We start from the raw sequence: 22,932 nt of genomic DNA on the forward strand, positions 1-22,932 counted from the left end.
TGATGCGGCCCGTTTTGCCTGATGCGGGAGGCGGTCAGTACGCCTGACCCAGCTGCTCCAGGATCGCCGGGTTCTCCAGGGTGCTCGTGTCCTGCGTCACCGCCTCCCCCTTAGCGACCGCACGCAGCAGGCGTCGCATGATCTTGCCGGAGCGGGTCTTGGGCAGGTTGTCGCCGAAGCGGATGTCCTTGGGCTTGGCGATGGGGCCGATCTCCTTGGCCACGTGGTCGCGCAGCTGCTTGGCAATTGCCTTGGCCTCGTCGCCGGTGGGGCGCGGGCGCTTCAGCACGACGAAGGCGCAGATGGCCTCGCCGGTGGTGTCATCTGGGCGGCCCACCACCGCGGCCTCGGCCACCAGCTCGGTGCAGCTGACCAGCGCCGACTCGATCTCCATCGTGCCCATGCGGTGCCCGGACACGTTGAGCACATCGTCGATGCGGCCAGTGATGGTGAAGTAGCCCGTCTCCGCGTCGCGGATGGCGCCGTCGCCAGCCAGGTAGTAGCCCTTGAGCTCCGGCGGGTAGTAACTCTTCTTGAAACGCTCGGGATCGCCGTAGATCGTGCGGATCATGCTGGGCCACGGCTTCTTGACGACCAAAATGCCGCCCTGGCCGTTGGGCACGTCGTTGCCGGTCTCGTCGACGATGGCCGCGGTGATGCCTGGGAACGGCAGCGTGCACGAACCCGGCACCAGCGTCGTCACTCCGGGCAGCGGCGTGATCATGTGGCCACCGGTCTCGGTCTGCCAGAAGGTGTCGACGATGGGGCACTGGCCGCCGCCGACGTGCTCGCGGTACCACTCCCAGGCAGCCGGGTTGATGGGCTCGCCCACCGAGCCCAACAGGCGCAGCGACGACAGGTCGTAATTGCGCGGATGCACGGCAGCGTTGGTCTCGGCCGCCTTGATCAGCGAGCGGATGGCCGTGGGCGCCGTGTAGAAGATCGTGACCTTGTGCTTCTGGATCATCTGCCAGAAGCGGCCGGCGTCGGGGAACGTGGGCACGCCCTCGAAGACGATCTCGGTGCCACCCAGCGCCAGCGGGCCGTAGGTGATGTAGGTGTGACCCGTGACCCAGCCGATGTCGGCGGTGCACCAGAAGATATCGCTGTCCTTCAGGTCGAAGGTCCACTTGGTCGTCAGCGCCGCGTGCAGCAGGTAGCCGCCGGTGCTGTGCTGCACGCCCTTGGGCTTGCCGGTGGAGCCCGACGTGTACAGCAGGAACAGCGGGTGCTCGGCCTCGACCCACTCGGGCGCGCAGGTCGTCGACTCGGCGCCCATCAGGTCGTGCAGCCACAGGTCGCGGCCCTCTACCCAGCCGATGTTGCCGCCGGTGCGCTTGTAGACGATGACATCGCGCAGCGTCGGGCATGAGCCGCCTTCCAGCGCCTCGTCGACGATGGCCTTCAGCGGCAGCGACTTGCCGCCGCGCTGCTGCTCGTCGGCACAGATCAGCGCCACGGCGCCGGCATCCTGGATGCGGTCGCGCAAGGATTGCGCCGAGAAGCCGCCGAACACCACCGAATGCGTCGCGCCGATGCGAGCGCAGGCCTGCATGGCCACCACGCCCTCGACGGACATGGGCATGTAGATGACGACGCGGTCACCCTTCTGAATGCCGCGGCTCTTGAGCGCGTTTGCCAGCTGGCTGACCTTGTCCAGCAGCTGGGCGTAGGTGACGTTGGTGACCGTGCCGTCGTCGGCCTCGAAGATCAGCGCCTTGCGCTCGCCGCGGCCGGCCTCGACGTGGCGGTCCAGGCAGTTGTACGAAACGTTGAGCTTGCCGTCCTCGAACCACTTGAAAAAAGGTGCGTCGCTGTCGTTCAGCGTCTTCGTGAACGGCGTCTGCCAGCTGATCAGCTCGCGCGCCAACCGCGCCCAGTAGCCGGCGTAGTCCCGCTCGGCCTCGGCCACCAGCGCGGCGTAGCCGGCCTCGCCCTTCACATGGGCGTTGGCGACCCAGTCGGCACTGGGTTTGTAGGTATTCAGCGTGCTCATGGCTTGTCTCCTGATATTGCTTGCCGCGGACTGTGCTTTTGCCATCTGACGATGCCCTGACGACGTGGCGTCATTCACGGCACCTAGAATTTCCACCAATTCTGCTTGACCTCATTCCATGCCTAACGCACCGCTCCGCCCCCTCCCCCGTCTGATCTTTGCCAGCCGCTGGCTGCAGATGCCGCTGTACCTGGGGCTCATCCTGGCGCAGGCGGTCTACGTCTTCCAGTTCTGGACCGAGCTGGTGCACCTGATCGAGGCGGCGTTCGGCAACAAGGAGGCGCTGGAGTTGCTCGTCAAGAGCATTGGGTACAAAGCCGCCGTCATCAAGGATGCCGCGGACAACGTCATCGGCTACGAGCCCATCGCCAAGCTCAACGAGACCATCCTGATGCTGGTGGTGCTGGGCCTGATCGACGTGGTGATGATCTCCAACCTGCTGATCATGGTGATCGTGGGCGGCTACGAGACCTTCGTGTCGCGCATGGACCTGGACGGCCACCCCGACCAGCCCGAGTGGCTGAGCCACGTGAACGCGTCGGTGCTGAAGGTCAAGCTGGCCACGGCCATCATCGGCATCAGCTCCATCCACCTGCTGAAGACGTTCATCAACGCCGACAACTACACAGAGAAGACGCTGATGTGGCAGACGCTGATCCACGTCGCCTTCCTGCTGTCGGCGATGGCCATCGCGTACACGGACCGGCTGCTGAGTCACCCCGCGCCCAGCCACGGCAACGGCGCTCACTGATCGGCCGGCAGGCGCCTCAGCGGCGCCGCAGCAGGATGGCCGAGCCAATGCAGGCCGACAGCACCGAGCCGGCAAGCACGCCCAGCTTGACCTGCGTGTCGTAGGCACCAGCCAGGCCCTGGAAGGCCAAGCCGCCGATGAACAGGCTCATCGTGAAGCCAATCCCGCACAGCACGCAGACGCCGAAGAACTGCACCCAGTCGGCGCCGGCCGGACGGCGCGCCCAGCCCAGGCGGATCATCAGCCAGCTGCTGCCGAACACGCCGATGGCCTTGCCGAATACCAGGCCGGCGGCGATGCCTAGGGGCACCGGCTCCAGCAGGGCCGCCGGCGTGAGACCGGCCAGCGACACGCCGGCATTGGCGAACGCGAACATGGGCAGAACGACGAAGGCGGTCCAGTTGTGCAGCCCATGCTCCAGCCTCTCCAGCGGCGCGCCGCCCTTGCCGTCCTGCATCGGAATGAAGAACGCGGTGGCGACGCCAGCCAGCGTCGCGTGCACGCCGGACTTCAGCACGCACAGCCACAGCAGCGTGCCGATGACGAGGTACAGGTCGATGCGCTTGACGCCGGCGCGGTTGAGCACCGCCATGCCGATGAGGCAGACCGCAGCGCCGGCCAGCATCGCCAGCGACAGCTGGCTGGTGTAGAACAGCGCGATGACGATGATGGCGCCGAGGTCATCGATGATGGCCACGGCAGTCAGGAATATCTTCAGCGACATCGGCACGCGTTTGCCCAGCAGCATGACGATGCCGATGGCGAACGCGATGTCGGTGGCCGCCGGAATGGCCCAGCCGTGCAGCGACTTCGGGTCGGCGTGGTTGATGGCCGCGTAGATCAGCGCCGGCACGGCCATGCCGCCTAAAGCGGCCACGGCAGGCAGCACAGCCTGTGAGCGAGTGCGCAGCTCGCCCACCAGGAACTCGCGCTTGATCTCCAGGCCGACGAGCAAGAAGAACACCGCCATCCACAGGTCATTGACCCAGACGATCAGCGGCTTGGACAGCACCAGCGCATCGCCGCCGATGCGCAGCTCGCCCGGGATCTGGCGGAAAGCCTCGTATGCCGACGCCCATGGCGAATTGCTGATGACCAGGGCCAGCAGCGCGGCAATGGCCAGCACGATGCCACCAGCGGATTCGCTGGCAAAGAAGCGCTTCAGACCCGACGTCATCACATCCTCCAAAAACAAGACGGGGCGAGTGTCCCAGACACGGAACAACGTCGATTGCAGTCAGCGCCCGACCATCTGCCCCGGCACCACCCAGGCGTCGAACTGCTCGGCCGTCACATGGCCCAGCGCCAGCGCGGCCTCGCGCAGGCTGCTGCCGTCCTGGTGCGCTTTCTTGGCGATTTGCGCTGCCTTGTCATAGCCGATGTGGGTGTTGAGCGCCGTCACCAGCATCAGTGAACGCTGCACCAGCTCCGCGATGCGGTCCTCATTGGGTTCGATACCGACTGCACAGTGCCGGTCGAAGCTCGCCATGCCGTCGGCCAGCAGCCGCGCGCTCTGCAGGAAGTTGTGGATGACCATCGGGCGGAACACGTTCAGCTCGAAGTTGCCCGACGCGCCGCCGATGTTGATGGCCACGTCGTTGCCCATCACCTGGGCCGCCAGCATGGTCACGGCCTCGCTCTGCGTGGGGTTGACCTTGCCCGGCATGATGGACGAGCCCGGTTCGTTCTCGGGGATGCGGATCTCGCCGATGCCGCTGCGCGGTCCGCTGGCCAGCCAGCGCACGTCGTTGGCGATCTTGGTCATGCTGGCCGCCAGCGTCTTCAGAGCGCCGTGGGCATGGACGAGCGCGTCGCACGACGCCATCGCCTCAAACTTGCTGGGCGCGGTGACGAACGGCTGGCCGGTCAGTTGCGCCAGCTCGGCGGCGACCGCCTCCGCGTAGCCCTTCGGCGCGTTCAGCCCCGTGCCGACGGCCGTGCCGCCCAGCGCCAGCTCGTACAGGTGCGGCAGCGCGGCCAGCACATGGCGCTCGCCGTGGGCAAGTTGCGCCACCCAGCCCGAAATCTCCTGGCCTAGCGTCAAGGGCGTTGCATCCTGCAGGTGCGTGCGGCCGATCTTGACGATGTCGTCGTAGGCCTCGGCCTTCTGCTGCAGCGTGGTCCGCAAGGCCCGCAGCGGCGGCAGCAGCCGCTCGGTCAGCGCCTGCACGGCGGCCACATGCATGGCGGTCGGAAACACGTCGTTGCTGCTCTGGCTGCGGTTCACATCGTCGTTGGGATGCACCAGCCGGCCCTCGCCGCGCACGCCGCCCAGCAGCTCGCTGGCGCGGTTGGCCAGCACCTCGTTGACGTTCATGTTGGTCTGCGTGCCCGAGCCGGTCTGCCACACCACCAGCGGGAACTCGTCGACATGCAGGCCGCTGATGACCTCGTCGGCCGCCGCCACGATGGCCTTGGTCTTGCTCTCGTCCTGCAGGCCCAGCGCCAAGTTGACGACGGCCGACGCCCGCTTCACCCGGGCCAGCGCCCGGATCAGCTCGGGCGCCTGACGCTCGCCGGAGATGTTGAAGTTCTGCAGCGAGCGCTGCGTCTGCGCGCCCCACAGCCTGTCGGCCGGCACCGCGATGGGGCCGAAGGTGTCGCGTTCGAGTCGGGTGTCAGTCATGGGGTCTCCTGCAAGCCAGTCAGCAGCATAGAAGCCTGGGCACCGGATAATCCCGGGCGCAGTCCATCCTCACCCGACTCCGCCATGACCGTCACCATCCGCCAGCAAGACCTCATCGACAGCGTTGCTGCCGCGCTCCAGTACATCTCGTACTACCACCCGGCCGACTACATCCAGCACCTGGCCCGAGCCTACGAGCGCGAGCAGAGCGCCGCGGCCAAGGACGCCATCGCGCAGATCCTGACGAACAGCCGCATGTGCGCCGAAGGCAAGCGCCCCATCTGCCAGGACACCGGCATCGTCAACGTGTTCCTGAAGATCGGCATGGACGTGCGCTGGGAGGGCTTCAGCGGCAGCATCGAGGACGCCGTCAATGAAGGCGTGCGCCAGGGCTACCTGAACCCCGACAACAAGCTGCGCGCGTCGGTGCTGGACGACCCCATCTTTGCGCGCAAGAACACCAAGGACAACACGCCCGCCGTCGTGCAGATGGAAGTGGTGCCCGGCAACACGGTGGACGTCATCGTCGCGGCCAAGGGCGGTGGCAGCGAGAACAAGAGCAAGGTCTACATGCTCAACCCCGGTGACGACATCGTCGACTGGGTTCTGAAGACCGTCCCGACCATGGGCGCGGGCTGGTGCCCGCCCGGCATGCTGGGCATCGGCGTCGGCGGCACGGCCGAGAAGGCCGCGCTGCTGGCCAAGCAGGCGCTGATGGAAGACATCAACATGTACGAGCTGCTGGAACGCGGCCCGCAGAACAAGCTCGAAGAGATGCGCATCGAGCTGTACGAGAAGGTCAACGCGCTGGGCATCGGCGCGCAGGGCCTGGGCGGCCTGACGACCGTGCTGGACGTGAAGATCAAGACCTTCCCGACGCACGCGGCCAGCAAGCCCATCGCAATGATCCCGAACTGTGCGGCCACGCGCCATGCGCACTTCGTGCTGGACGGCAGCGGCCCCACCTACCTGGAAGCGCCCAGCCTGGACCTGTGGCCCGACGTGAACTGGGCGCCCGACTACAACAAGAGCAAGCGCGTCGACCTCAACACGCTGACGCCCGCCGACGTGGCCGGCTGGAAGCCTGGCGACACGCTGCTGCTGAACGGCAAGATGCTGACCGGCCGCGACGCCGCCCACAAGCGCATACAGGACATGCTGGCCAAGGGTGAGCCGCTGCCGGTTGACTTCACCAACCGCGTCATCTACTACGTCGGCCCTGTCGACCCGGTGCGTGACGAAGTCGTCGGCCCTGCAGGCCCGACGACGGCCACGCGCATGGACAAGTTCACCGACATGATGCTGGCTAAGACCGGCCTCATCGCCATGGTGGGCAAGGCTGAGCGCGGCCCCGTCGCCATCGAGTCCATCAAGACCCACAAGAGCGCCTACCTGATGGCGGTCGGCGGCTCGGCCTACCTGGTCAGCAAGGCGATCAAGGGCGCCAAGGTCGTCGGCTTCGAGGACCTTGGCATGGAAGCCATCTACGAGTTTGACGTCGTGGACATGCCCGTGACGGTGGCCGTGGACGCCGGTGGCACCAGCGCCCACATCACCGGCCCGGCCGAGTGGAAGCAGCGCATCGCCTCGGGCAAGGCGATCAGCATTCCGGTGGCGACGGCGTGATGCCACAGGCGCGCGTCGCCTGAAGCACACCTGCTGCTGCGCAATCGCGGTACCGTTGAGCAAGACATTCAACGGAGACCGCGATGCCACCAATCCGCGCCTACGCCGCCCACACCGCCGGCGGCTCGCTGCAACCCTTCGATTTCGACCCCGGCCCGCTGGGCGACGAGGACGTCGAGATCACGGTCGAGCATTGCGGCATCTGCCATTCCGACCTCGCGATGATCGACAGCGAGTGGTTTCCGGCCAGCTATCCCGTCGTACCGGGCCACGAGGTGGTGGGCCGCATCACCGCGTTGGGCGCGCGCGCCAAGGGCCGGCAGCTCGGCCAGCGCGTCGGCGTGGGCTGGCACACCGGCAGCTGCACGCACTGCAACTTCTGCCTGGGCGGCGAGCAGCACCTGTGCGGCCAGCGCCAGCCGACGCTGATCGGCCGCCACGGCGGCTTTGCCGACCGGCTGCGCTCGCACTGGTCGTGGGCCGTGCCCATTCCCGACGCGCTGGAGCCGGCCGCCGTCGGGCCGCTGATGTGCGGCGGCGGCACGGTGTTCCTGCCCTTCGTGCTGCATGCGATCAAGCCGACCGACCGCGTCGGCGTGGTCGGCATCGGCGGGCTAGGTCACATGGCCGTCAAGTTCGCCCGCGCCTGGGGCTGCGAGGTGACCGCGTTCACGTCGAGCGCCAGCAAGCGCGACGAAGCGCTGGCGCTGGGCGCGCACAAGACCGTCTCCAGCGTTGACAACGCCGAGTTGAAAGCCGCCGCAGGCAGCCTGGATTTCATCCTCATCACCGTCGGCGCCGCGCTGAACTGGGACGCCTTGCTCGCCACGCTGGCGCCCAAGGGCCGCATGCACTTGGTGGGCGTGGTGACCGAGGCGATGAGCATCCGCAGCGGCGGCCTTCTGAGCTGGCAGAAAGGCCTGTCCGCCTCGCCCACGCCGCCGCCGTCGGTGCTGGCGACGATGCTGGAATTCGCCACACGCCACCAGATCCTGCCGCAGGTGGAGCGCTTCCCGATGAGCCGTGTCAACGACGCCATTGCCCACCTGCGCAGCGGCAAGGCTCGCTACCGGGTCGTGCTGGACGCGGACTTCTGAGCCCGCGCCCGCTCGCTCACTTGTAGAGCACCTGCTGTCGCAGGTCGTCCAGCACCGGCTTGAGGGCTTCGAGGTAGGTAGCCTGCAGTTCCGGCGAGCACACGTTGGCCGGCATGCGGTCGGTGATACGGCGGCTGACGTGCAGCACGCGTCCCTCGCGGCGGTACTGGCTCTCGTAACTGACCAACGGCCCGTTGAACGCGACGCCCTCGGGAACGGACAGCACCTGCATGTTCTCCGGCAGCGTGATCTCGTAGTGTTCTTCACTGTGCGACGACATGCACACGCTCGAATGCAGTGGCGCAGGCTGGTTGACGCCGCCCACGTATGCACCCACCGGCGCGGTGCTGAACAGCATCGGACCGATGCCGAAGGCGCCGGCCGCGCCCAGGCGGAACACCTGCTTCACCGAGAAATCCGCCTGGTAGTCGAACTCGTCACTGCGCAGCTTCGGATCCGACGACTTCAGGCTGCCCTCGCCCTGCAGGCGCATGCGCTCGAAGTGGGTCTTGACCGCCGTGTCGAGCCGGTCCTTGTTCAGGCTCTTGAAGCCCAGTCGCAGCTGCTGCCCGAAGCGCCCCTGCGCCTGCACTTCGACCTGCCCCTTCACCGAGCCATCGGCGGCGATCTCGTAGCGCGCCACCATCTTCTGGCGGGCGCGACCGTCGTCCGCCGGCGTGCGAGCCGGAACACCATCGGCGGCGGCCAGCACCGGCTTGTCCTGCACCTGCACGGGCAGCTGTCCGAACGGCGCGTCGCTGTCGGTGGAATCGAGAAACAGGCCCAGTGACGGCACGTAGTTGATGACGTGGTTGACCATGCTGAGCACCGGTACGGCCGGCAGCTTGTACAGGTTGCCGGCATTCACCAGCACCTGTTCGCTCGCGATGCCCTTGGCAGCCAGCAGCGCCTGCAGCAGCGTGGCGTGGTCCTTGCAGTCGCCCATGCGGTTGTCGATGACGAAGGCCAGGTCGCGCGGCACGACAGCGCCGATGCCGACACAGTTGCCGGCGTAGCCGATCTCCACTGCCACCCAGTCGTACAGCGCCTGCACCTGCGCCCGCTGGCTTTCCACGCCGCGGGTGATGTCGTCCGCAAGCGCCTGTACGCGCGGCGTCACGGCGGCCTTCGGGCTCGCGCGTTCGACATAGCGCTGAGCGATCTCGCGGGCGCCCTCGAAGCTGGAAACCGCGTAGCCGGGCTCCGTGCCGAGTTCATAGACGCCGAAGTCGCGGCGCTCGTTGATCGTCGGCTCCGGGTTCTTCAAGGTCCAGCTCAGCACCTGACGCTTGCCCACGCGCTTCTCGCTGAAGTCCATGTGCCAGTTGGCATGCTGCAGCTTCATCGCCTGCGGCGCGTCCACGGTGATGGTGACGCGCTCGAACGGGTGGCTGCGGCTGAACTCGTTGTAGCGCGAGAACCTGCCCGGGAACAGCGGCTGCTTCGTCACGATGCGATAGGTGATCTCTGTCGCGTCGCCGACCTGCAGGTCGGGGAACATCAGCGTGGTTTCGTTCCAATCCGAGAACAGCGCGGCCCCGTCGCTGCGGCCGGACGCGGTGCGCAGCTGGTAGTTGTTCTTCGGCACCTTGAGCTTGCGGCCATCGGCCTTGCGCGTGAAGGCGTCGACGATCTCCAGCCGCTGCGCGCTGGCGCTGTGGCTGATCTCCTCGGTGCGCACGCCGTCGGCAGCGTCGGCCTTCAACAGCCGCGTGACGCGGCGAAAGGTGCTGACCTCCGTGCCGTCCTCCGCCACGACGTGGTGCTCGCTGTACAGCTCGATCCGCGCCGGCAAGTCGGTGGCTACGCGCGGCGCGGCAGCGGCTGCCGGCAAAGCGACTCCCATCGCCAGCGCGCAGATGGCACCGGCTCTTTGCATCCAATCCGTCATCAGACCCTCCCTGGTCCTGGTCACCCGACCGGCGGCATCTCCCCGCCGGTGCTAACCACCGACTTTGGCTGACGTTGGACCTGCTGCGGGTAGGGGATATCCACGCCCAGTTCCTTCAGCGTGCGCCAGATCGCCAGGTTCACGTTGGATCGCACGCCGCCACTGCCGTTCTCGGGGTCCATGATCCAGAAGTACACGGTCAGCTCGATGCCACTGTCGGCAAAGCGGGTCAGCTGCACCGAGGGGCCCGGGTCGCTCAGCACCCGCGACACGGTGCCAGCCGCGGCGGCCAGCGACTCCATCACGCGGTCGACCGCGCAGTCGTAGTCCACCTGCACCGTGGTCGACAGCAGCACGCGCGGATCGGCCAGCGAGGAGTTCTCGACGCATTGCGTGATCAGCATCTCATTGGGCACGATGGCCTCGCGGCCGCCAAGCGAGCGGATGACCGTGTAGCGTGTGGTGATGTCGGTGACGCGGCCTTCGAAGTTGTCGACCTTCACCATGTCGCCGATGCGCAGCGAGCGCTCGGCCAGGATGACGAAGCCCGACACGTAGTTGGCCGCCAGCTTCTGCAGCCCGAAGCCCAGGCCCACCCCCAGCGCACCGCCCAGCACGCCCAGGGCGGTCAGGTCGATGCCGGCGGCCGACAGCGCGAACATCAGGCCGATGAACAGCAGCAGCGCCCGGACCGCGTTGGCGGCGATCTTGCGCATGGACATGTCCAGCGACTCGCGCTTCATCAGCCGTGCCTCGATAGCCGACGACAGCCACAGCGCCATCAGCAACACCACGATGGAGGTCAGCACGCCCTCGATGAGGTTTCGCAGCGTCAGCTGGACGCTGCCGACCTTCCAGCCGATGTGGTCGAGTTCGTCGAGCAGCACCGGCAACAGCCCGGTGACCCACAGCACCGCGGCCAGCCAGATGAGCCACGAGCCGATGCGCTCGACCGACTTGATGACCCGCGACGCCGGGAAGGCGCCGGCCAGCACACGGGCGACGAGGCGGATGACCGCCAGCGACACCAGCAGCGGCAGCACCAGCCTGAAGACTGCCGGCGGCAGGTCCCACAGCGGCAGCAAGCGCCGCGCGACGAAGGCGAGCGCGACGGCCAGCACCGGGAACAGGGCACCGTCCAGCACGCGTCGACCGAATAGCACGCCGAGGTCGTGGCGCTGCGCGGCGCGCGACAGCGCCCAGCTGATGCCGCCCGCCAGCAGCAGACAGCTCAACAGCAGCGCCCATTCGACCAGCGCGTCGGTGCTGAAGGCATGGCGCAGCAGGCCCTGGAGTTGGTGCAGGTTCAGAGGTTCGTTCATCGCGTTCACAGCGCTCAAGGCCGTTCAAGGCCACCTCGGCCGGCGTCGCCCCGGCCGATAGAAAAGGGGAAAGGTCTACAGGTCGGCCAGCACGCGCAGATGCACGCCCACGCTGCGCGACAGCGCATGCAGGTTGTAGCCACCTTCCAGCAGCGAGACGATGCGGCCCTGAGAGTGGCGGTCGGCGACGGCTTTGATCTTCAGCGTCAGCCACTCGAAGTCGGCCTCCACCAGGCCCAGCTGGCCCAGGTCGTCGTCGCGGTGCGCGTCGAAGCCGGCCGAGATGAAGACCATCTCGGGCTTGAAACGCTCCAGCGCCGGCAGCCACATGGCTTCGACGATCTCGCGCACTTCCATGCCGCGCGTGTACGCCGGCAGCGGCACGTTGACCATGTTCTCGCCCTTGGGCACGCCGCCGGAGAACGGGTAGAGCGCATCCTGGAACAGGCTGACCATCAGCACGCGCTCGTCGCCGGCAATGATGTCCTCCGTTCCGTTGCCGTGGTGCACGTCGAAGTCCACGATGGCCACGCGCTTGAGGCCGCGGTTGTCCAGCGCATGGCGCGCGGCGATGGCCACGTTGTTGAAGAAGCAAAAGCCCATGCTCTGGTCGCGCGTGGCGTGGTGGCCAGGCGGGCGCACGGCGCAGAAGGCGTTGTCGGCGCGGCCATCGATGACCACGTCGGTCGCCTGCACGGCCGCACCCGCTGCTGCCAGCACGGCCGACCACGTATGGGCGTTGGCGGACGTGTCGGGATCGATCGCGCATCGCTCGCCGGTCTCGGCGCAGTCGCGCAGCATGCGCCCGATCTCGGACACGTAGCCATGCGTGTGGGCCAGCTCCACGGTCTTCAGGTCCACTGGCGCCGCATCGAACGGCTCCAGCGCCGGCGCCACGCCCGATGCGATCAACCAGTCATCGATCGCGGCCAGGCGCTCGGGGCATTCGGGATGGCCCTCGCCCATCTCGTGGCGGCGGCATTCGGGGGGATTGAAATAGGCAGTCGGCATGGAATGCTTGTCTCTTGCTATGGTGCAGCCTCATGACGCAAGCCCCATCACGAACACTGTCGGCGCAGCTGCAGACGCTGCAAAACCAGATTAGCACGGTCATCAAGGGCAAACCCGCTCAGATCGCGGACTCCCTGGCCTGCCTGATGGCCGGCGGCCACCTGTTGATCGAGGACCTGCCAGGCGTCGGCAAGACGACGCTGGCCCATGCGCTGGCGATCTCGCTGGGGCTGAAGTTCTCTCGCCTGCAGTTCACGGCGGACCTGCTGCCCAGCGACCTGCTGGGCGTGTCGGTGTACGAGCGCGAGAAGAACGGTTTCGCCTTCCACCCCGGCCCGGTGTTCGCGCAGGTGCTGCTGGCCGACGAAATCAATCGTGCCGGCCCCAAAACGCAGAGCGCGCTGCTGGAGGCGATGGAGGAGCACCAGGTCAGCATCGAGGGCATCAGCCATCCGTTGCCCGAACCCTTCTTCGTCATCGCGACGCAGAACCCCAGCGAGCAGCTCGGCACCTTCCCGCTGCCGGAATCGCAGCTGGACCGTTTCCTGATGTGCATCTCGCTGGGCTACCCAGACGCCGCCGCGGAGCGCGAACTGTTGATGGGCGGCGACAGCCGCGAGCAGCTGCGCGAGCTGAAGGCGGTCATGACGCCGGCCGAGCTGATCGAGGTTCAGGCCGCCGTGAAGGCCATTCATGCCGCACCGCCGTTGCTGGACTACCTGCAGGCACTGATTGCCGCAACACGATCGGGGCACTGGTTCGTCGAAGGCCTGTCGCCGCGCGCGGGCCTGGCTGTGCTGCGCGCGTCGCGCGCGCGGGCGCTGCTGCAAGGACGGGACTACGTGTCGCCGGACGACATCCAGGCCATCCTGCCGCAGACGATCTCGCACCGACTGCAGCCGCGGGCGGGCGCGGGGCGCGGAGCACGGGAGCAGGTGCGGGCGATGATCGAGGCGATCCCGCTGCCTTGAGCGAAAGGCGCGGCGCCCATCACGGCCGCCGCCGCGCTGATGCATCGGCTGCAGTGAAAACGGGAGGACCGGAGCGCAACGGGAACTGCGGCGACGACACGGTTACCAACACGCCAAGTGAAGCCGGGGCTGAAGTCCGACCCGCAGGCCAACGCCCCAGGCCATCTCTGGCCGTTCACCAACCGCATCCGGAGTCACTGCATGGGTAAGTTGCGCACGTCCATTCTCAACCTACAGAAGCTGCTCGTGGAGAACCCCGCGACGCTGGCCAAGGCCGAGCAGGCGCTGGAGAAGGAGATCCACAACATCAACCATATCGGCACGACAGCCGACGAAGGTTGGGACTTGCTGTTCATGCAGCTGTCTTCCAAGTTCAAAGGCGAGGGCACGACACTCGATGCCAACAAGGACAAGACATTAAAGGACGTCTTCGATCCGTCGATGGCGTCCACCATCAAAGGCATCGAGACCTTTCGCCAGGATCTCTACAAGGCCTGCGAGAAGTTCAGCGCCATCTACGACGTGAGCATCGGCAAGATCAAGACGGATCTGGCCACCGCGGAGCAGGAGGCAAAGAACCTGCGTGCCATCGCGCTGAAGAAGAAGTCCAAATGGCTGGCCAGCAAGAAGTACAAAGACAAGATCAAGGGCTATCTGGACGTCATCGACTCGGTCGACAAGATCATTGCGTCCCAGAAGAGCGGGGCTGCTTCGATCATGGTTCAGGACCGTGCCTGGGTCGACAAAAACTTCCCGAAGATTCAGCTGTCCATGAAGGTGAGCGCCGTCAAAGACCGAGCCTCCATGTCAACCACGGGCAAGGTCAAGACCTACCTGGCAGACCTGGGCAAGGTGACCACGCGTGTGCGCACCTTCCGCGACGAGTACAAGTCCATGGACGGCCAGATGGCCATCATCAAGAAGTGGGCCGACGAGGCCGACGAGCTGGAGGAGGTCGAGGGCGAGGAAGCGCCACCGCCGAAACAGGTCGATTCGTCCAAGGCCGCCAAGCTGCTGGGCATCAAGGATGTCGCCAAGCTGAAGAAGGCCCTGCAGGCCAAAGTCGACGGCGACGAAAAGACCGCTCTCAAGCTGCTGACCGAACTGGCCAAGGAAGAGCAGCTGAAAGACAAGGCTGACGCGATGATCAAGACGCTGGCCAAGGCCGGCCTGCTGTAGAACGCCTCATGGGCTGCGCCGCCCGCGCAGGGCGGTGAAGCCCCTGTGGCGTGCGTGTCGAGCTGGCGGCTCTGGTCCGGTGGCGGGGTCAGCGCCCCTTATCCTTGCGCCATGGCCGCTCCTCAAGCCCTACGCGCCCGCTGGCAAGCCTGGTGGCAGGCCCGCCAGCCGCAGGCGGACACCCACGGCACCACGCAGCGCAACACCTACATCCTGCCCACGTCGGCCGGCCTGGCGTTCTGCGCCACGCTGGGCGTGCTACTGCTGGCCTCCATCAACGAGCAGCTGAGCTTGGGCTATGCGCTGACCTTCGCGCTGACCGGCGCTGGCTTGGCCTCCATGCACACCACGCACGCCAACCTGCGCGGCCTGCAGATGGACCTGCGTGCGCCCGACGGCGTGCATGCCGGCGACGAGTACGTGCTGGAGCTGCGCCTGCACAACCCGGGCAAGGATCGCTTCGGCATCGCCGTCAGCGCGCAGCTCGACAGCGGCCTGACCGAACCCGCCTGGGTGGACGTGCCGGCCCTGGGCCACGCGGTGCTGCGGCTGAGGCTGCCGGCGCCCAGACGTGGCCTGCACGAGCTGCCGCGGCTGGTCATCTCCACGCGCTTCCCGCTGGGGCTGTTCCGCGCCTGGAGCTACTGGCGGCCCGCGTCCCAGGTCTGGGTGTACCCCAGGGCCGAAGAGGTGCTGGCGCCCTTCCCCACCCAAGCCGAGGCCAGTGCGGGCGAGGCGGCGTCCACCCAGCCCTCGGCCGGCGGGTCCGATTTCTCCGGCGTGCGCAGCTACCGCCGCGGCGACTCGATGAAGCAGATCCTGTGGCGCAAGTCGGCGCTGGCGCTGGACCAGGGCCTGCCGCTGTGGGTGCGCGAGACCGAGACGCCGCTGGCGCAGGACCTATGGCTGGACTGGCGCGACACCCAGGGCCGCGACGTGGAGGCCCGGCTGTCGCGGCTGACGGCTTGGGTGCTGGCCGCCGAGCGGGCGTCGCAACCCTATGGCCTGCGGCTGGCGGGGCGTGAACTGGCGCCGGCGCTCGGCACCACGCACCGGCAGGCCAGCCTGGAGATGCTGGCGGGGTTCAACGCATGAACGCGCTATCACGGTGGTGGCACCGCCTGCCGCGCGACGCGCGTGACAGCTTCTTTCTGCTAGCCGTCATCACGGCAGTCATGGCGCCGCACGCCGGCCACCTGCCGCTGTGGGCCACCGCGTTGACCGCGCTGGTACTGCTGTGGCGCGCGCAGATCGCCTGGCGCCAACGCCCGCTGCCCAGCCGCTGGTGGCTGATCGGCATCGCGCTGGTGTACGGGTTGATGACCTGGCTGACCTTTCGCACGCTGATCGGCCGCGAGGCCGGCATCACGCTGCTGGCGGTGCTGATGGCGCTGAAGACGCTGGAGCTGCGGGCGCGGCGCGACGCCTTTGTGGTGTTCTTCCTCGGCTTCTTCCTGGTGTTGACGCAGTTCCTGTACTCGCAGTCGCTGCTGACGGCGCTCGGCGCGCTGCTGTCGCTGTGGGGGCTGCTGGCGGCCGTCGTGCTGGCGCAGATGCCCACGGGCGTGCCCAGCATCGCCATCGCCGCGCGCCGCGCCGCGGCCACCACGGCGCTGGGCCTGCCGGTCATGGTGCTGCTGTTCGTGCTGTTCCCGCGCATCGCTCCGCTGTGGGGAGTACCGACCGAGGCCATCGGCAGGACGGGGCTGTCCAACCAGATGGAATTCGGCGCGATGAACGAGATCGCCAACGACGACAGCGTCGCGATGCGACTTCGCTTCGACGGAGCCGTGCCGCCGCCGGATCAGCGCTACTTCCGCGGCCCGGTGCTGACCCGCTTCGACGGCAAGACTTGGCGCGCCCCCGACCCGCGCAGCAGCGAAGGCTGGCTGCGCGGCCGCGACGACCTGTCCGTCTCCAGCCCGCCGCTGAACTACGAGATGACGCTGGAGCCGCTGCGTATCCCGGTGCTGCCGCTGCTGGAGATGAGCCCGGGCGACGTCGGCGCCCAGCTGAATCTGCCCGACCTGACGCTGACGCGAGGGCCGGAGCTGCAGTGGCTGTCGCCCCGCCCCATCACCGAACGAATGAGGCTGCAGACCAGCGCGCACACCCGCTGGCAGGCCGGGCTCAACCTCAAACGGCTGCGACAGGCCACCGACCTGCAACTCCCCGCCGGCGGCAATCCGCGCAGCGTCGCCTGGGCGAACGCGCTAGCCACGCAACCGCAGTTCGCGCAGCTCGCGCCCGGCCCGCGCGCCGAGGCGCTGGGCGCCGCACTGCTGGCGCATGTGCGGGCCAACGACTTCACATACACGCTGTCGCCCGGCCGCTACGGCGAGACCTCGCCGCACGTCATCGACGAGTTCTGGCTGGACCGCCGGCTGGGCTTCTGCGAACACTTCGCGTCTGCCTTCGTCGTGCTGATGCGGGCTATGGGAGTGCCGGCGCGTATCGTCACCGGCTTCCAGGGCTGGGACGCCGAGCCGCAGGACGGCTACTTCATCGTGCGCAACGCCAATGCCCATGCGTGGGCCGAGTTCTGGGTCGAGGGGCGGGGCTGGGTGCGCAGCGACCCCACCGCCGCCGTGGCGCCCGACCGCGTCATCCAGGGCCTGGCGCTGCAGCCGCAGCCCGGTGTCATCGGACAGTTCAACCCGACGCTGTGGCGCGCGCTGCGCAGCGGCTGGGAGACCGTCAACAACCGCTGGCAGCAGCTGGTGCTGAACTACTCGCGCGAGAACCAGTTCGACCTGCTGAAGCGCATGGGCTTCGAGCAGCCCGACTGGACCGCGCTGGGCCAGGCCATCGCCGGGGTCATCGGCGTGCTGGCGCTGGCCTCGCTGGCCTGGGTGCGCTGGAGCAGCCGCCCGCACGACGCCTGGAGCCGCCAGCGAGCGCGCATCCTGGCGCTGCTGGGGCCCGCGGGCGTGGCGCTGCCGGCGCACGAAGGCCCGGCCGCCTGGGCACGTGCGCTGCGGCGCGCTCACGGCCAGAAGGCCGAACCGACGGCACAGTGGCTGGAGCGGCTGGAGCGATCGCGCTACGCCGCGCAAGCCCCGACACCTGACTGGGCCGAGTTCCGCACGGCGGCCCGTATGCTGCGACCGTGAAGTCCCGACTCCTGCCCCTGATCGCCGGCCTGCTCGTGCTGGTCTCTCCCGTCACCCACGCGGCCAAGAAGGCCACCAAGCGAGCGCCGGCCAAGGCGGAAGCGCCGCAACCGCTCGGGCCGCGCGCCGAGGTGCTTGCCTTTGCCGACGACTTGGCTGCGGCGCAAGGCTGGGACGCCGCCACGCTGCGCGAACAGCTGACCGAGGCGCTGGACCTGCCGCGCGTGAAGCAACTCATCCTGCCGGCTGCTGTCGGCACCGCCAAGGACTGGTCGGCCTACCGCGACCGCTTCATCGAGCCCAGGCGCCTGGAGGCCGGCGCCGCTTTCTGGGCCGAGCACGAGGCCGCACTCACCCGCGCCGAGAACCAGTACGGCGTGCCGGCCGAGATTGTGGTCGGCATTGTCGGCGTGGAGACCTTCTATGGCCGCATCATGGGCGGCTTCAAGGTGCTGGACGCGCTGGCCACACTGGCCTTCGACTTCCCCGCCGCCCACCCGCGCGCGGCCGACCGCCAGGCCTTCTTCCGCAAGGAGCTGGCTGAGTTCCTGAAGCTCAGCCGCGAGAACGGCCTGGACGCCGCCGCCGTGCGCGGCAGCTACGCCGGCGCTTTGGGTCTGCCGCAGTTCATGCCCGGCAGCTGGCGCCAGCATGCGGTGGACTTCGACGGCGATGGCCACATCGACCTGATGAGCAGCCCGGGGGACGCCATCGGCAGCGTGGCGCACTACCTGTCGCAGTACGGCTGGAAGCCTGGCATGGCCACGCACTACAGCGTCAGGCTGCCGCACGACCAGGCCGAGCGGGCGCGGCTGCTGGCGCCGGACATCAAGCCCACGTTCACCGCGGCCGACCTGCTGGCCGCCGGCGCGCTGCCGTCCGAGGCGGCGCGCGAGCACGTCGGCGCCATGGCCGTCATCGAACTGCAGAACGGGCCGAAGAAGCCCACCACCGTGCTCCTGGGCACGGAGAACTTCTGGGTCGTCACGCGCTACAACTGGTCGGCCTACTACGCGCTGGCCGTCATCGAGCTGGGGCAGGCGGTCAAGGCTAGGCGTCTTCACCAGGCGCGGGCCCCGTCGGTCCCGGGTTGACGGTAGGCAGCACGCGGTCGTGCCAGTAGCGCCGCAGCCGGTCGCGCTCGCAGCTCGATTCGCCGGTCGCACTGGCCCATCGCCACGCACCGCAGGCAGGGCTTCCCACGACGTCGGCGCCGGCCTCCTGATAGCGCCGCAGCACCGGCAGCGCCGGGTGCCCGAGCGGCTGCGGTAGCCCGCCTACACGAGTGCCACGCGCGGCTGCACAGCGGCCAGCAGTTCCGCGCTCGATGAAGTCTTGCTGAATGGTGCGGCACCAGCAGCACATCGGCACGCAGGTCGAGCTCGCGTGCCGCCATCGCCCCGCTCCTGCACGGCCTCCAGGTCGCCCAGCAGCAGCGCACGCCGGCCCTACGCGGCCGTGATGCGCAGCACGCAGGACAGGTCGTTGGACTTCAGTCCCGCCTCATGGTGCGCCGGCAGCGGATGCAGCACATCGAAGCGCACGCCGTCCCTGGTCCAATGCTGGCCGGCCTCGCAGCGCGTCTCTTGCGGGCCGGTGCGCAGCAGCGGGTGCCCCGGCTCCAGTGAACTGCGCAGCTCAATGACGTCCAGCCCCCGCAGCAGCGAGGCCGCGCCACCCACGTGGTCGGTGTCGCGGTGGCTCAACATCAGCACGTGCAGCCGCCGCACGCTCAAACGGCGCAACAGCGGCAGCAACACACGCTCGCCGGCATCAGCGCCGGGCGCGTAGGCCGGGCCGGTGTCTAACAGCAGCGTGTGCTGCGCCGTGCGCAGCAGCACGGCGTTGCTCTGGCCCACGTCCGGCGCCAGCAGTTCGAACTCGCCCGGGTCGGGCCGCGGCACGGCGGGCCACAGCAGCGGCAGCAGCAGCAGCGGCAGCAGCAGCGCCACGCCCGCCAGGCGCAACCGCCACGGCAACCGTAGCGCGATCAGCAGCGCGCCCGGCAACGCCAGCGCCTGCTCCCACCACGGCGCGGCAGGCAGCCACAGACGGCGCCCGGCCACGCCACCGGCAGCTGCAGCCAGGCCATCAGGCCCTGGGTCAGCAGCGCGGCCAGGCTCCAAAGAGGCGCGGCCAGGCCACCCAGCAAGGCCAGCGGCGTGATGACGAAACTGATCATCGGAATGGCCACCAGATTGGCCAGCAAGCCCACCGCCGACAGCTGGCCGAAACAGATCAGACTCAGCGGCGCCAGACCGACCGCCGCGACGAGCTGTGTGAGCAGCGCCGCCATCAAGCGCACACGCCAGCCCTCGGCCGGCTCGTTGCCGGCCGCCATCAGCAGCCCCACGGCACCGAACGACAGCCAGAAGCCCGGCTGCATCAGCGACCCCGGGTCAACCGCGGTGACCATGACCGCCGCCGCCAGCAGCAGCCAGTGGCGGCGGTGCAGCGCGAGCAGCAGCACGGCTGCTACCGCCAGCGCCGCGCACTCAGCGCCCGAGGGCAGCCGCTCGCAGCGATGCAGCAACGCCAGGCCGAGCAGCCAGGCCAGCCCCGTCACAACGAGTTCCCGCACGCCCCAAGGCCTCTGCACCTGCGCCCTCCCCGCGCATGCCCCGAGGTGTAGCATGCCGCCGTTTTTCTCACGCGCCACCGCGCTTCCCCGCATGAGCACCTCCGCCGCCATCCAGGCCAAGCTGGCCGAACTGGGCATCACGCTGCCCCCCGTGGCCATTCCCGCAGCGGCCTACCTGCCTTTCACGCGCACCGGCAACCTGCTGTTCCTGTCCGGCCACATTGCCAAGAAAGATGGCATGCCCTGGCTGGGTCAGCTGGGCAAGGACACCGACACCGCCACCGGCCAGCAAGCCGCCCGCGCCGTCGCCATCGATCTGCTGGGCACGCTGCAGGCCGCGACGGGCGACCTGGGCAAGGTGGTGCGCATCGTCAAGGTCATGAGCCTGGTCAACAGCACGCCGGACTTCACCGAACAGCACCTGGTCACCAACGGCTGCTCGGAACTGCTGGCCGCCGTGATGGGCGACGCCGGCAAGCACGCCCGCAGCGCGTTCGGCGTGGCGCAGATCCCGATGGGCGCCTGCGTCGAGATCGAGCTGATCGCCGAAGTGCGCGACTGATGTTCGTCAGCTCGCCGTCCAAGCTGCCGGCACGCGCGCTGCTGGCCATGGCCGCCGCCAGCTTTGCCGGCGTGGGCATCGCGCTCGTCGCGCAGCACCAGTTCGGCGTGAAGCCGTGCCCCTGGTGCGTGCTGCAGCGGGCCATTTACCTGCTCATCGGCGCACTGTCGCTGCTGGGCTGGTTGGTGCAAGCCAAGCGCTCCTTGCGCCAGGCCGCGCTGGTCGTCGTGCTGATGCTGTGCGCCGCGGGCCTGACGGCGGCGGTGTTCCAGCACGAGGTCGCGTCACAGAGCGCCACCTGCGCAATGGGCCTGGCCGACAAGATCATCACCGCGCTGCAACTCGAAGAGCTGTGGCCGTCGGTATTCATGGTCACGGCCAACTGCGCCGAAGCCGCGGCCTACCGACTGATGGGCCTGCCCTACGAGGTCTGGAGCGGTCTGCTGTTCGCAGCGCTGTCGGCACTGGGGCTGTGGACGCTCACGCGGCGGTAGCAGTGATGCCTCGATAGGTTGCTCATCCCACCTGGTCTGGGAGCCTGGAGTGACGACGATTCAGCGCTCTCAGGCAAAAGTGAAGGTGCGGGCTGGCACAAGAATGCCTGGTTGCCGCACACAGATCGGCTCGGATGCCGCGGGACACCCGGAAACAAAAAAGCCCGTCTCCACTGGGGAAAACGGGCTTTCAGGGTTCTTTGGGAGACGTCTTGGGACGTCCTAGAACGTGTACTTGGCGGAGTCGGAGGGATTCGAACCCTCGATGCAGGTTTTGCCCACATACTCCCTTAGCAGGGGAGCACCTTCGGCCACTCGGTCACGACTCCAGCACAGCCGCGCATTCTATATCAAGTGCAGCGAGCTTCTCGCAAAAATCAGGCAGCGACTGCGTCCTGATCCAAATCGAAGGCCTTGTGCAGCGCGCGCACGGCCAGTTCCATGTACTTCTCGTCGATGACGACGCTGGTCTTGATCTCGCTGGTGGAGATCATCTGGATGTTGATGCCCTCTTCGCTCAGCGCGCGGAACATCTTGCTGGCCACGCCGACGTGCGAGCGCATGCCGATGCCGACGATCGACACCTTGCAGATCTTCGCATCACCAACGACCTTACCCGCATTGGTGGCGGGGCCGACGGTGCTCTGCAGCAGTTCCATCGTGCGCGCATAGTCGTTGCGGTGCACGGTGAACGAGAAGTCGGTCTTGCCGTCGTGCGAGACGTTCTGGATGATGACGTCGATGTCGATGTTGGCCTCGGCCACCGGGCCCAGGATCTGGAAAGCGATGCCGGGCTTGTCGGGTACGCCCAGCAGCGTCACCTTGGCCTCGTCACGGTTGAAGGCAATGCCCGAAACGACGGCTTGTTCCATGTTTTCGTCCTCTTCAAAACTGATCAGGGTGCCGGACTTGGCTTCTTCGTTGATGTCGATGTCCCAGGGCGTGAAGCTGGACAGCACGCGCAGCGGCACCTTGTACTTGCCCGCGAACTCCACCGAGCGGATCTGCAGAATCTTGGAGCCCAGCGACGCCATCTCCAGCATCTCTTCGAAGCTGATGGTGTGCAGGCGGCGCGCCTCGGGCACGATGCGCGGATCGGTTGTGTAGACGCCGTCCACGTCGGTGTAGATCAGGCACTCGTCGGCCTTCATCGCCGCAGCGATGGCGACAGCCGACGTGTCGGAGCCGCCACGACCCAGCGTCGTGATGTTGTCGTTGGCATCGATGCCCTGGAAGCCGGCGATGACGACCACTTTGCCCGCGGCCAGGTCGGCGCGCACGCGCTTGTCGTCGATGCTCTCGATGCGGGCCTTGGTGTGCGACGAGTCCGTGGACACCGGCACCTGCCATCCTGTGTAGCTCACGGCCTGCACGCCCTCTGCCTGCAGCGCAATGGCCAGCAGGCCTACCGAGACCTGCTCGCCGGTGGCGGCGATCATGTCCAGTTCACGGTTGACCTCGGCCGTGACGCTGGCTGGCGACAACTCCTTGGCCAACCCCAGCAGTCGGTTGGTTTCACCGCTCATGGCCGAGGGCACGACCACCATCTGGTGGCCGGCGCGCACCCATTTGGCGACGCGCTTGGCGACGTTGCGGATGCGATCGGTGGACCCCATCGAGGTACCGCCGTACTTGTGGACGATCAAAGCCATGAGATTGAGCGAAGGCTGAAAACGGAGCCGCCGGAAAGGCACGCTCGCAAACCCCTGATT

Annotated in this window: 19 protein-coding genes and 1 tRNA gene; 10 read left to right on the forward strand and 10 right to left on the reverse strand. The window is 67.7% G+C overall.

The genetic code is table 11. The annotated features are described in order from the left end of the window. Positions 1–34 precede the first annotated feature (34 nt). A complete protein-coding gene (gene acs / locus ACG02S_RS07220; protein WP_394469765.1) occupies positions 35–2,041 on the reverse strand; it encodes an acetate--CoA ligase in 2,007 nt (668 codons plus the stop codon). Between the two features lie 73 nt (positions 2,042–2,114). Here acs and ACG02S_RS07225 point away from each other — a divergent pair, with 73 nt between their 5' ends. Beyond that, the gene (locus ACG02S_RS07225; RefSeq protein WP_394469766.1) at positions 2,115–2,747 is read left to right on the forward strand and encodes a TIGR00645 family protein; all 633 of its coding nucleotides are present in this window, start codon (positions 2,115–2,117) and stop codon (positions 2,745–2,747) included. A 16-nt stretch (positions 2,748–2,763) separates the two neighbouring features. Here ACG02S_RS07225 and nhaA read toward each other — a convergent pair whose 3' ends face one another. Both nhaA and fumC read right to left on the reverse strand, forming a co-directional pair. After that, positions 2,764–3,924: a Na+/H+ antiporter NhaA gene (gene nhaA, locus ACG02S_RS07230; RefSeq protein ID WP_394469767.1), complete on the reverse strand. Its 1,161-nt coding sequence runs from the start codon at positions 3,922–3,924 to the stop codon at positions 2,764–2,766. 60 nt (positions 3,925–3,984) lie between these two features. Further along, positions 3,985–5,373, reverse strand: coding sequence for a class II fumarate hydratase (gene fumC, locus ACG02S_RS07235; protein ID WP_394469768.1), 1,389 nt, complete (start codon positions 5,371–5,373; stop codon positions 3,985–3,987). 84 nt (positions 5,374–5,457) lie between these two features. On the opposite strand from fumC, the gene ACG02S_RS07240 reads away from it, so the two are divergent. Beyond that, positions 5,458–6,999 (forward strand): fumarate hydratase, encoded by a 1,542-nt coding sequence (locus ACG02S_RS07240; protein WP_394469769.1) that lies wholly within the window; start codon positions 5,458–5,460, stop codon positions 6,997–6,999. An 83-nt stretch (positions 7,000–7,082) separates the two neighbouring features. Continuing rightward, positions 7,083–8,096, forward strand: coding sequence for an NADPH-dependent aldehyde reductase Ahr (ahr, locus tag ACG02S_RS07245; protein ID WP_394469770.1), 1,014 nt, complete (start codon positions 7,083–7,085; stop codon positions 8,094–8,096). A gap of 16 nt (positions 8,097–8,112) precedes the next feature. Here the strand turns inward: ahr and ACG02S_RS07250 are convergent, their stop codons facing one another. The 3 genes from ACG02S_RS07250 to ACG02S_RS07260 form a co-directional block, all read right to left on the reverse strand. Next, the gene (locus ACG02S_RS07250) at positions 8,113–9,987 is read right to left on the reverse strand and encodes a DUF3857 domain-containing protein (protein ID WP_394469771.1); all 1,875 of its coding nucleotides are present in this window, start codon (positions 9,985–9,987) and stop codon (positions 8,113–8,115) included. A gap of 20 nt (positions 9,988–10,007) precedes the next feature. After that, complete coding sequence (locus tag ACG02S_RS07255) at positions 10,008–11,309, reverse strand: mechanosensitive ion channel family protein (protein WP_394469772.1); 1,302 nt, start codon at positions 11,307–11,309, stop codon at positions 10,008–10,010. 75 nt (positions 11,310–11,384) lie between these two features. Then, positions 11,385–12,320: a histone deacetylase family protein gene (locus ACG02S_RS07260; RefSeq protein WP_394469773.1), complete on the reverse strand. Its 936-nt coding sequence runs from the start codon at positions 12,318–12,320 to the stop codon at positions 11,385–11,387. 32 nt (positions 12,321–12,352) lie between these two features. On the opposite strand from ACG02S_RS07260, the gene ACG02S_RS07265 reads away from it, so the two are divergent. The 5 genes from ACG02S_RS07265 to mltB all read left to right on the forward strand — a co-directional run bounded on the left by ACG02S_RS07265 (position 12,353) and on the right by mltB (position 18,677). Further along, a complete protein-coding gene (locus tag ACG02S_RS07265; RefSeq protein WP_394469774.1) occupies positions 12,353–13,291 on the forward strand; it encodes an AAA family ATPase in 939 nt (312 codons plus the stop codon). 201 nt (positions 13,292–13,492) lie between these two features. Then, positions 13,493–14,470 carry a hypothetical protein gene (locus ACG02S_RS07270; RefSeq protein ID WP_394469775.1) on the forward strand — a complete coding sequence of 326 codons (978 nt, stop codon included), beginning with the start codon at positions 13,493–13,495 and terminating at the stop codon, positions 14,468–14,470. Positions 14,471–14,581: 111 nt separating this feature from the next. Next, positions 14,582–15,565 (forward strand): DUF58 domain-containing protein, encoded by a 984-nt coding sequence (locus ACG02S_RS07275; RefSeq protein ID WP_394469776.1) that lies wholly within the window; start codon positions 14,582–14,584, stop codon positions 15,563–15,565. Further along, positions 15,562–17,583: a transglutaminase TgpA family protein gene (locus tag ACG02S_RS07280; RefSeq protein ID WP_394469777.1), complete on the forward strand. Its 2,022-nt coding sequence runs from the start codon at positions 15,562–15,564 to the stop codon at positions 17,581–17,583. Before ACG02S_RS07275 ends, ACG02S_RS07280 begins: the two co-directional genes overlap by 4 nt. Next, a complete protein-coding gene (mltB, locus tag ACG02S_RS07285) occupies positions 17,580–18,677 on the forward strand; it encodes a lytic murein transglycosylase B (RefSeq protein ID WP_394469778.1) in 1,098 nt (365 codons plus the stop codon). Before ACG02S_RS07280 ends, mltB begins: the two co-directional genes overlap by 4 nt. A 354-nt stretch (positions 18,678–19,031) precedes the next feature. Here mltB and ACG02S_RS07290 read toward each other — a convergent pair whose 3' ends face one another. Together ACG02S_RS07290 and ACG02S_RS07295 are read right to left on the reverse strand one after the other, a co-directional pair. Beyond that, the gene (locus ACG02S_RS07290; protein ID WP_394469779.1) at positions 19,032–19,649 is read right to left on the reverse strand and encodes an MBL fold metallo-hydrolase; all 618 of its coding nucleotides are present in this window, start codon (positions 19,647–19,649) and stop codon (positions 19,032–19,034) included. Continuing rightward, complete coding sequence (locus ACG02S_RS07295; RefSeq protein ID WP_394469780.1) at positions 19,574–20,164, reverse strand: ComEC/Rec2 family competence protein; 591 nt, start codon at positions 20,162–20,164, stop codon at positions 19,574–19,576. The genes ACG02S_RS07290 and ACG02S_RS07295 overlap by 76 nt, the downstream gene beginning before the upstream one ends. A 91-nt stretch (positions 20,165–20,255) precedes the next feature. On the opposite strand from ACG02S_RS07295, the gene ACG02S_RS07300 reads away from it, so the two are divergent. Both ACG02S_RS07300 and ACG02S_RS07305 read left to right on the forward strand, forming a co-directional pair. After that, positions 20,256–20,726 carry a RidA family protein gene (locus tag ACG02S_RS07300; protein ID WP_394469781.1) on the forward strand — a complete coding sequence of 157 codons (471 nt, stop codon included), beginning with the start codon at positions 20,256–20,258 and terminating at the stop codon, positions 20,724–20,726. Further along, complete coding sequence (locus ACG02S_RS07305; RefSeq protein ID WP_394469782.1) at positions 20,726–21,220, forward strand: disulfide bond formation protein B; 495 nt, start codon at positions 20,726–20,728, stop codon at positions 21,218–21,220. The genes ACG02S_RS07300 and ACG02S_RS07305 overlap by 1 nt, the downstream gene beginning before the upstream one ends. Positions 21,221–21,456: 236 nt before the next feature. Here ACG02S_RS07305 and ACG02S_RS07310 read toward each other — a convergent pair. Next, a tRNA-Ser gene (locus tag ACG02S_RS07310) sits at positions 21,457–21,549 on the reverse strand. Positions 21,550–21,597: 48 nt separating this feature from the next. Further along, on the reverse strand, positions 21,598–22,872 hold the full coding sequence (locus tag ACG02S_RS07315) for an aspartate kinase (RefSeq protein WP_394469783.1): 1,275 nt from the start codon (positions 22,870–22,872) through the stop codon (positions 21,598–21,600). Positions 22,873–22,932: the final 60 nt, after the last annotated feature.

Origin of the sequence: Pelomonas dachongensis (assembly GCF_043555865.1) — a bacterium.
Lineage (GTDB): Bacteria > Pseudomonadota > Gammaproteobacteria > Burkholderiales > Burkholderiaceae_C > Pelomonas > Pelomonas dachongensis.

What these genes read in the sequence shown, in the direction of transcription:
- acs (WP_394469765.1), bottom strand. Translation starts at nt 2,041, where the DNA reads ATGGCAAAAGCACAGTCCGCGGCAAGCAATATCAGGAGACAAGCCATG.
- ACG02S_RS07225 (WP_394469766.1), top strand. Translation starts at nt 2,115, where the DNA reads ATGCCTAACGCACCGCTCCGCCCCCTCCCCCGTCTGATCTTTGCCAGC.
- nhaA (WP_394469767.1), bottom strand. Translation starts at nt 3,924, where the DNA reads ATGACGTCGGGTCTGAAGCGCTTCTTTGCCAGCGAATCCGCTGGTGGC.
- fumC (WP_394469768.1), bottom strand. Translation starts at nt 5,373, where the DNA reads ATGACTGACACCCGACTCGAACGCGACACCTTCGGCCCCATCGCGGTG.
- ACG02S_RS07240 (WP_394469769.1), top strand. Translation starts at nt 5,458, where the DNA reads ATGACCGTCACCATCCGCCAGCAAGACCTCATCGACAGCGTTGCTGCC.
- ahr (WP_394469770.1), top strand. Translation starts at nt 7,083, where the DNA reads ATGCCACCAATCCGCGCCTACGCCGCCCACACCGCCGGCGGCTCGCTG.
- ACG02S_RS07250 (WP_394469771.1), bottom strand. Translation starts at nt 9,987, where the DNA reads ATGACGGATTGGATGCAAAGAGCCGGTGCCATCTGCGCGCTGGCGATG.
- ACG02S_RS07255 (WP_394469772.1), bottom strand. Translation starts at nt 11,309, where the DNA reads ATGAACGAACCTCTGAACCTGCACCAACTCCAGGGCCTGCTGCGCCAT.
- ACG02S_RS07260 (WP_394469773.1), bottom strand. Translation starts at nt 12,320, where the DNA reads ATGCCGACTGCCTATTTCAATCCCCCCGAATGCCGCCGCCACGAGATG.
- ACG02S_RS07265 (WP_394469774.1), top strand. Translation starts at nt 12,353, where the DNA reads ATGACGCAAGCCCCATCACGAACACTGTCGGCGCAGCTGCAGACGCTG.
- ACG02S_RS07270 (WP_394469775.1), top strand. Translation starts at nt 13,493, where the DNA reads ATGGGTAAGTTGCGCACGTCCATTCTCAACCTACAGAAGCTGCTCGTG.
- ACG02S_RS07275 (WP_394469776.1), top strand. Translation starts at nt 14,582, where the DNA reads ATGGCCGCTCCTCAAGCCCTACGCGCCCGCTGGCAAGCCTGGTGGCAG.
- ACG02S_RS07280 (WP_394469777.1), top strand. Translation starts at nt 15,562, where the DNA reads ATGAACGCGCTATCACGGTGGTGGCACCGCCTGCCGCGCGACGCGCGT.
- ACG02S_RS07300 (WP_394469781.1), top strand. Translation starts at nt 20,256, where the DNA reads ATGAGCACCTCCGCCGCCATCCAGGCCAAGCTGGCCGAACTGGGCATC.
- ACG02S_RS07305 (WP_394469782.1), top strand. Translation starts at nt 20,726, where the DNA reads ATGTTCGTCAGCTCGCCGTCCAAGCTGCCGGCACGCGCGCTGCTGGCC.
- ACG02S_RS07315 (WP_394469783.1), bottom strand. Translation starts at nt 22,872, where the DNA reads ATGGCTTTGATCGTCCACAAGTACGGCGGTACCTCGATGGGGTCCACC.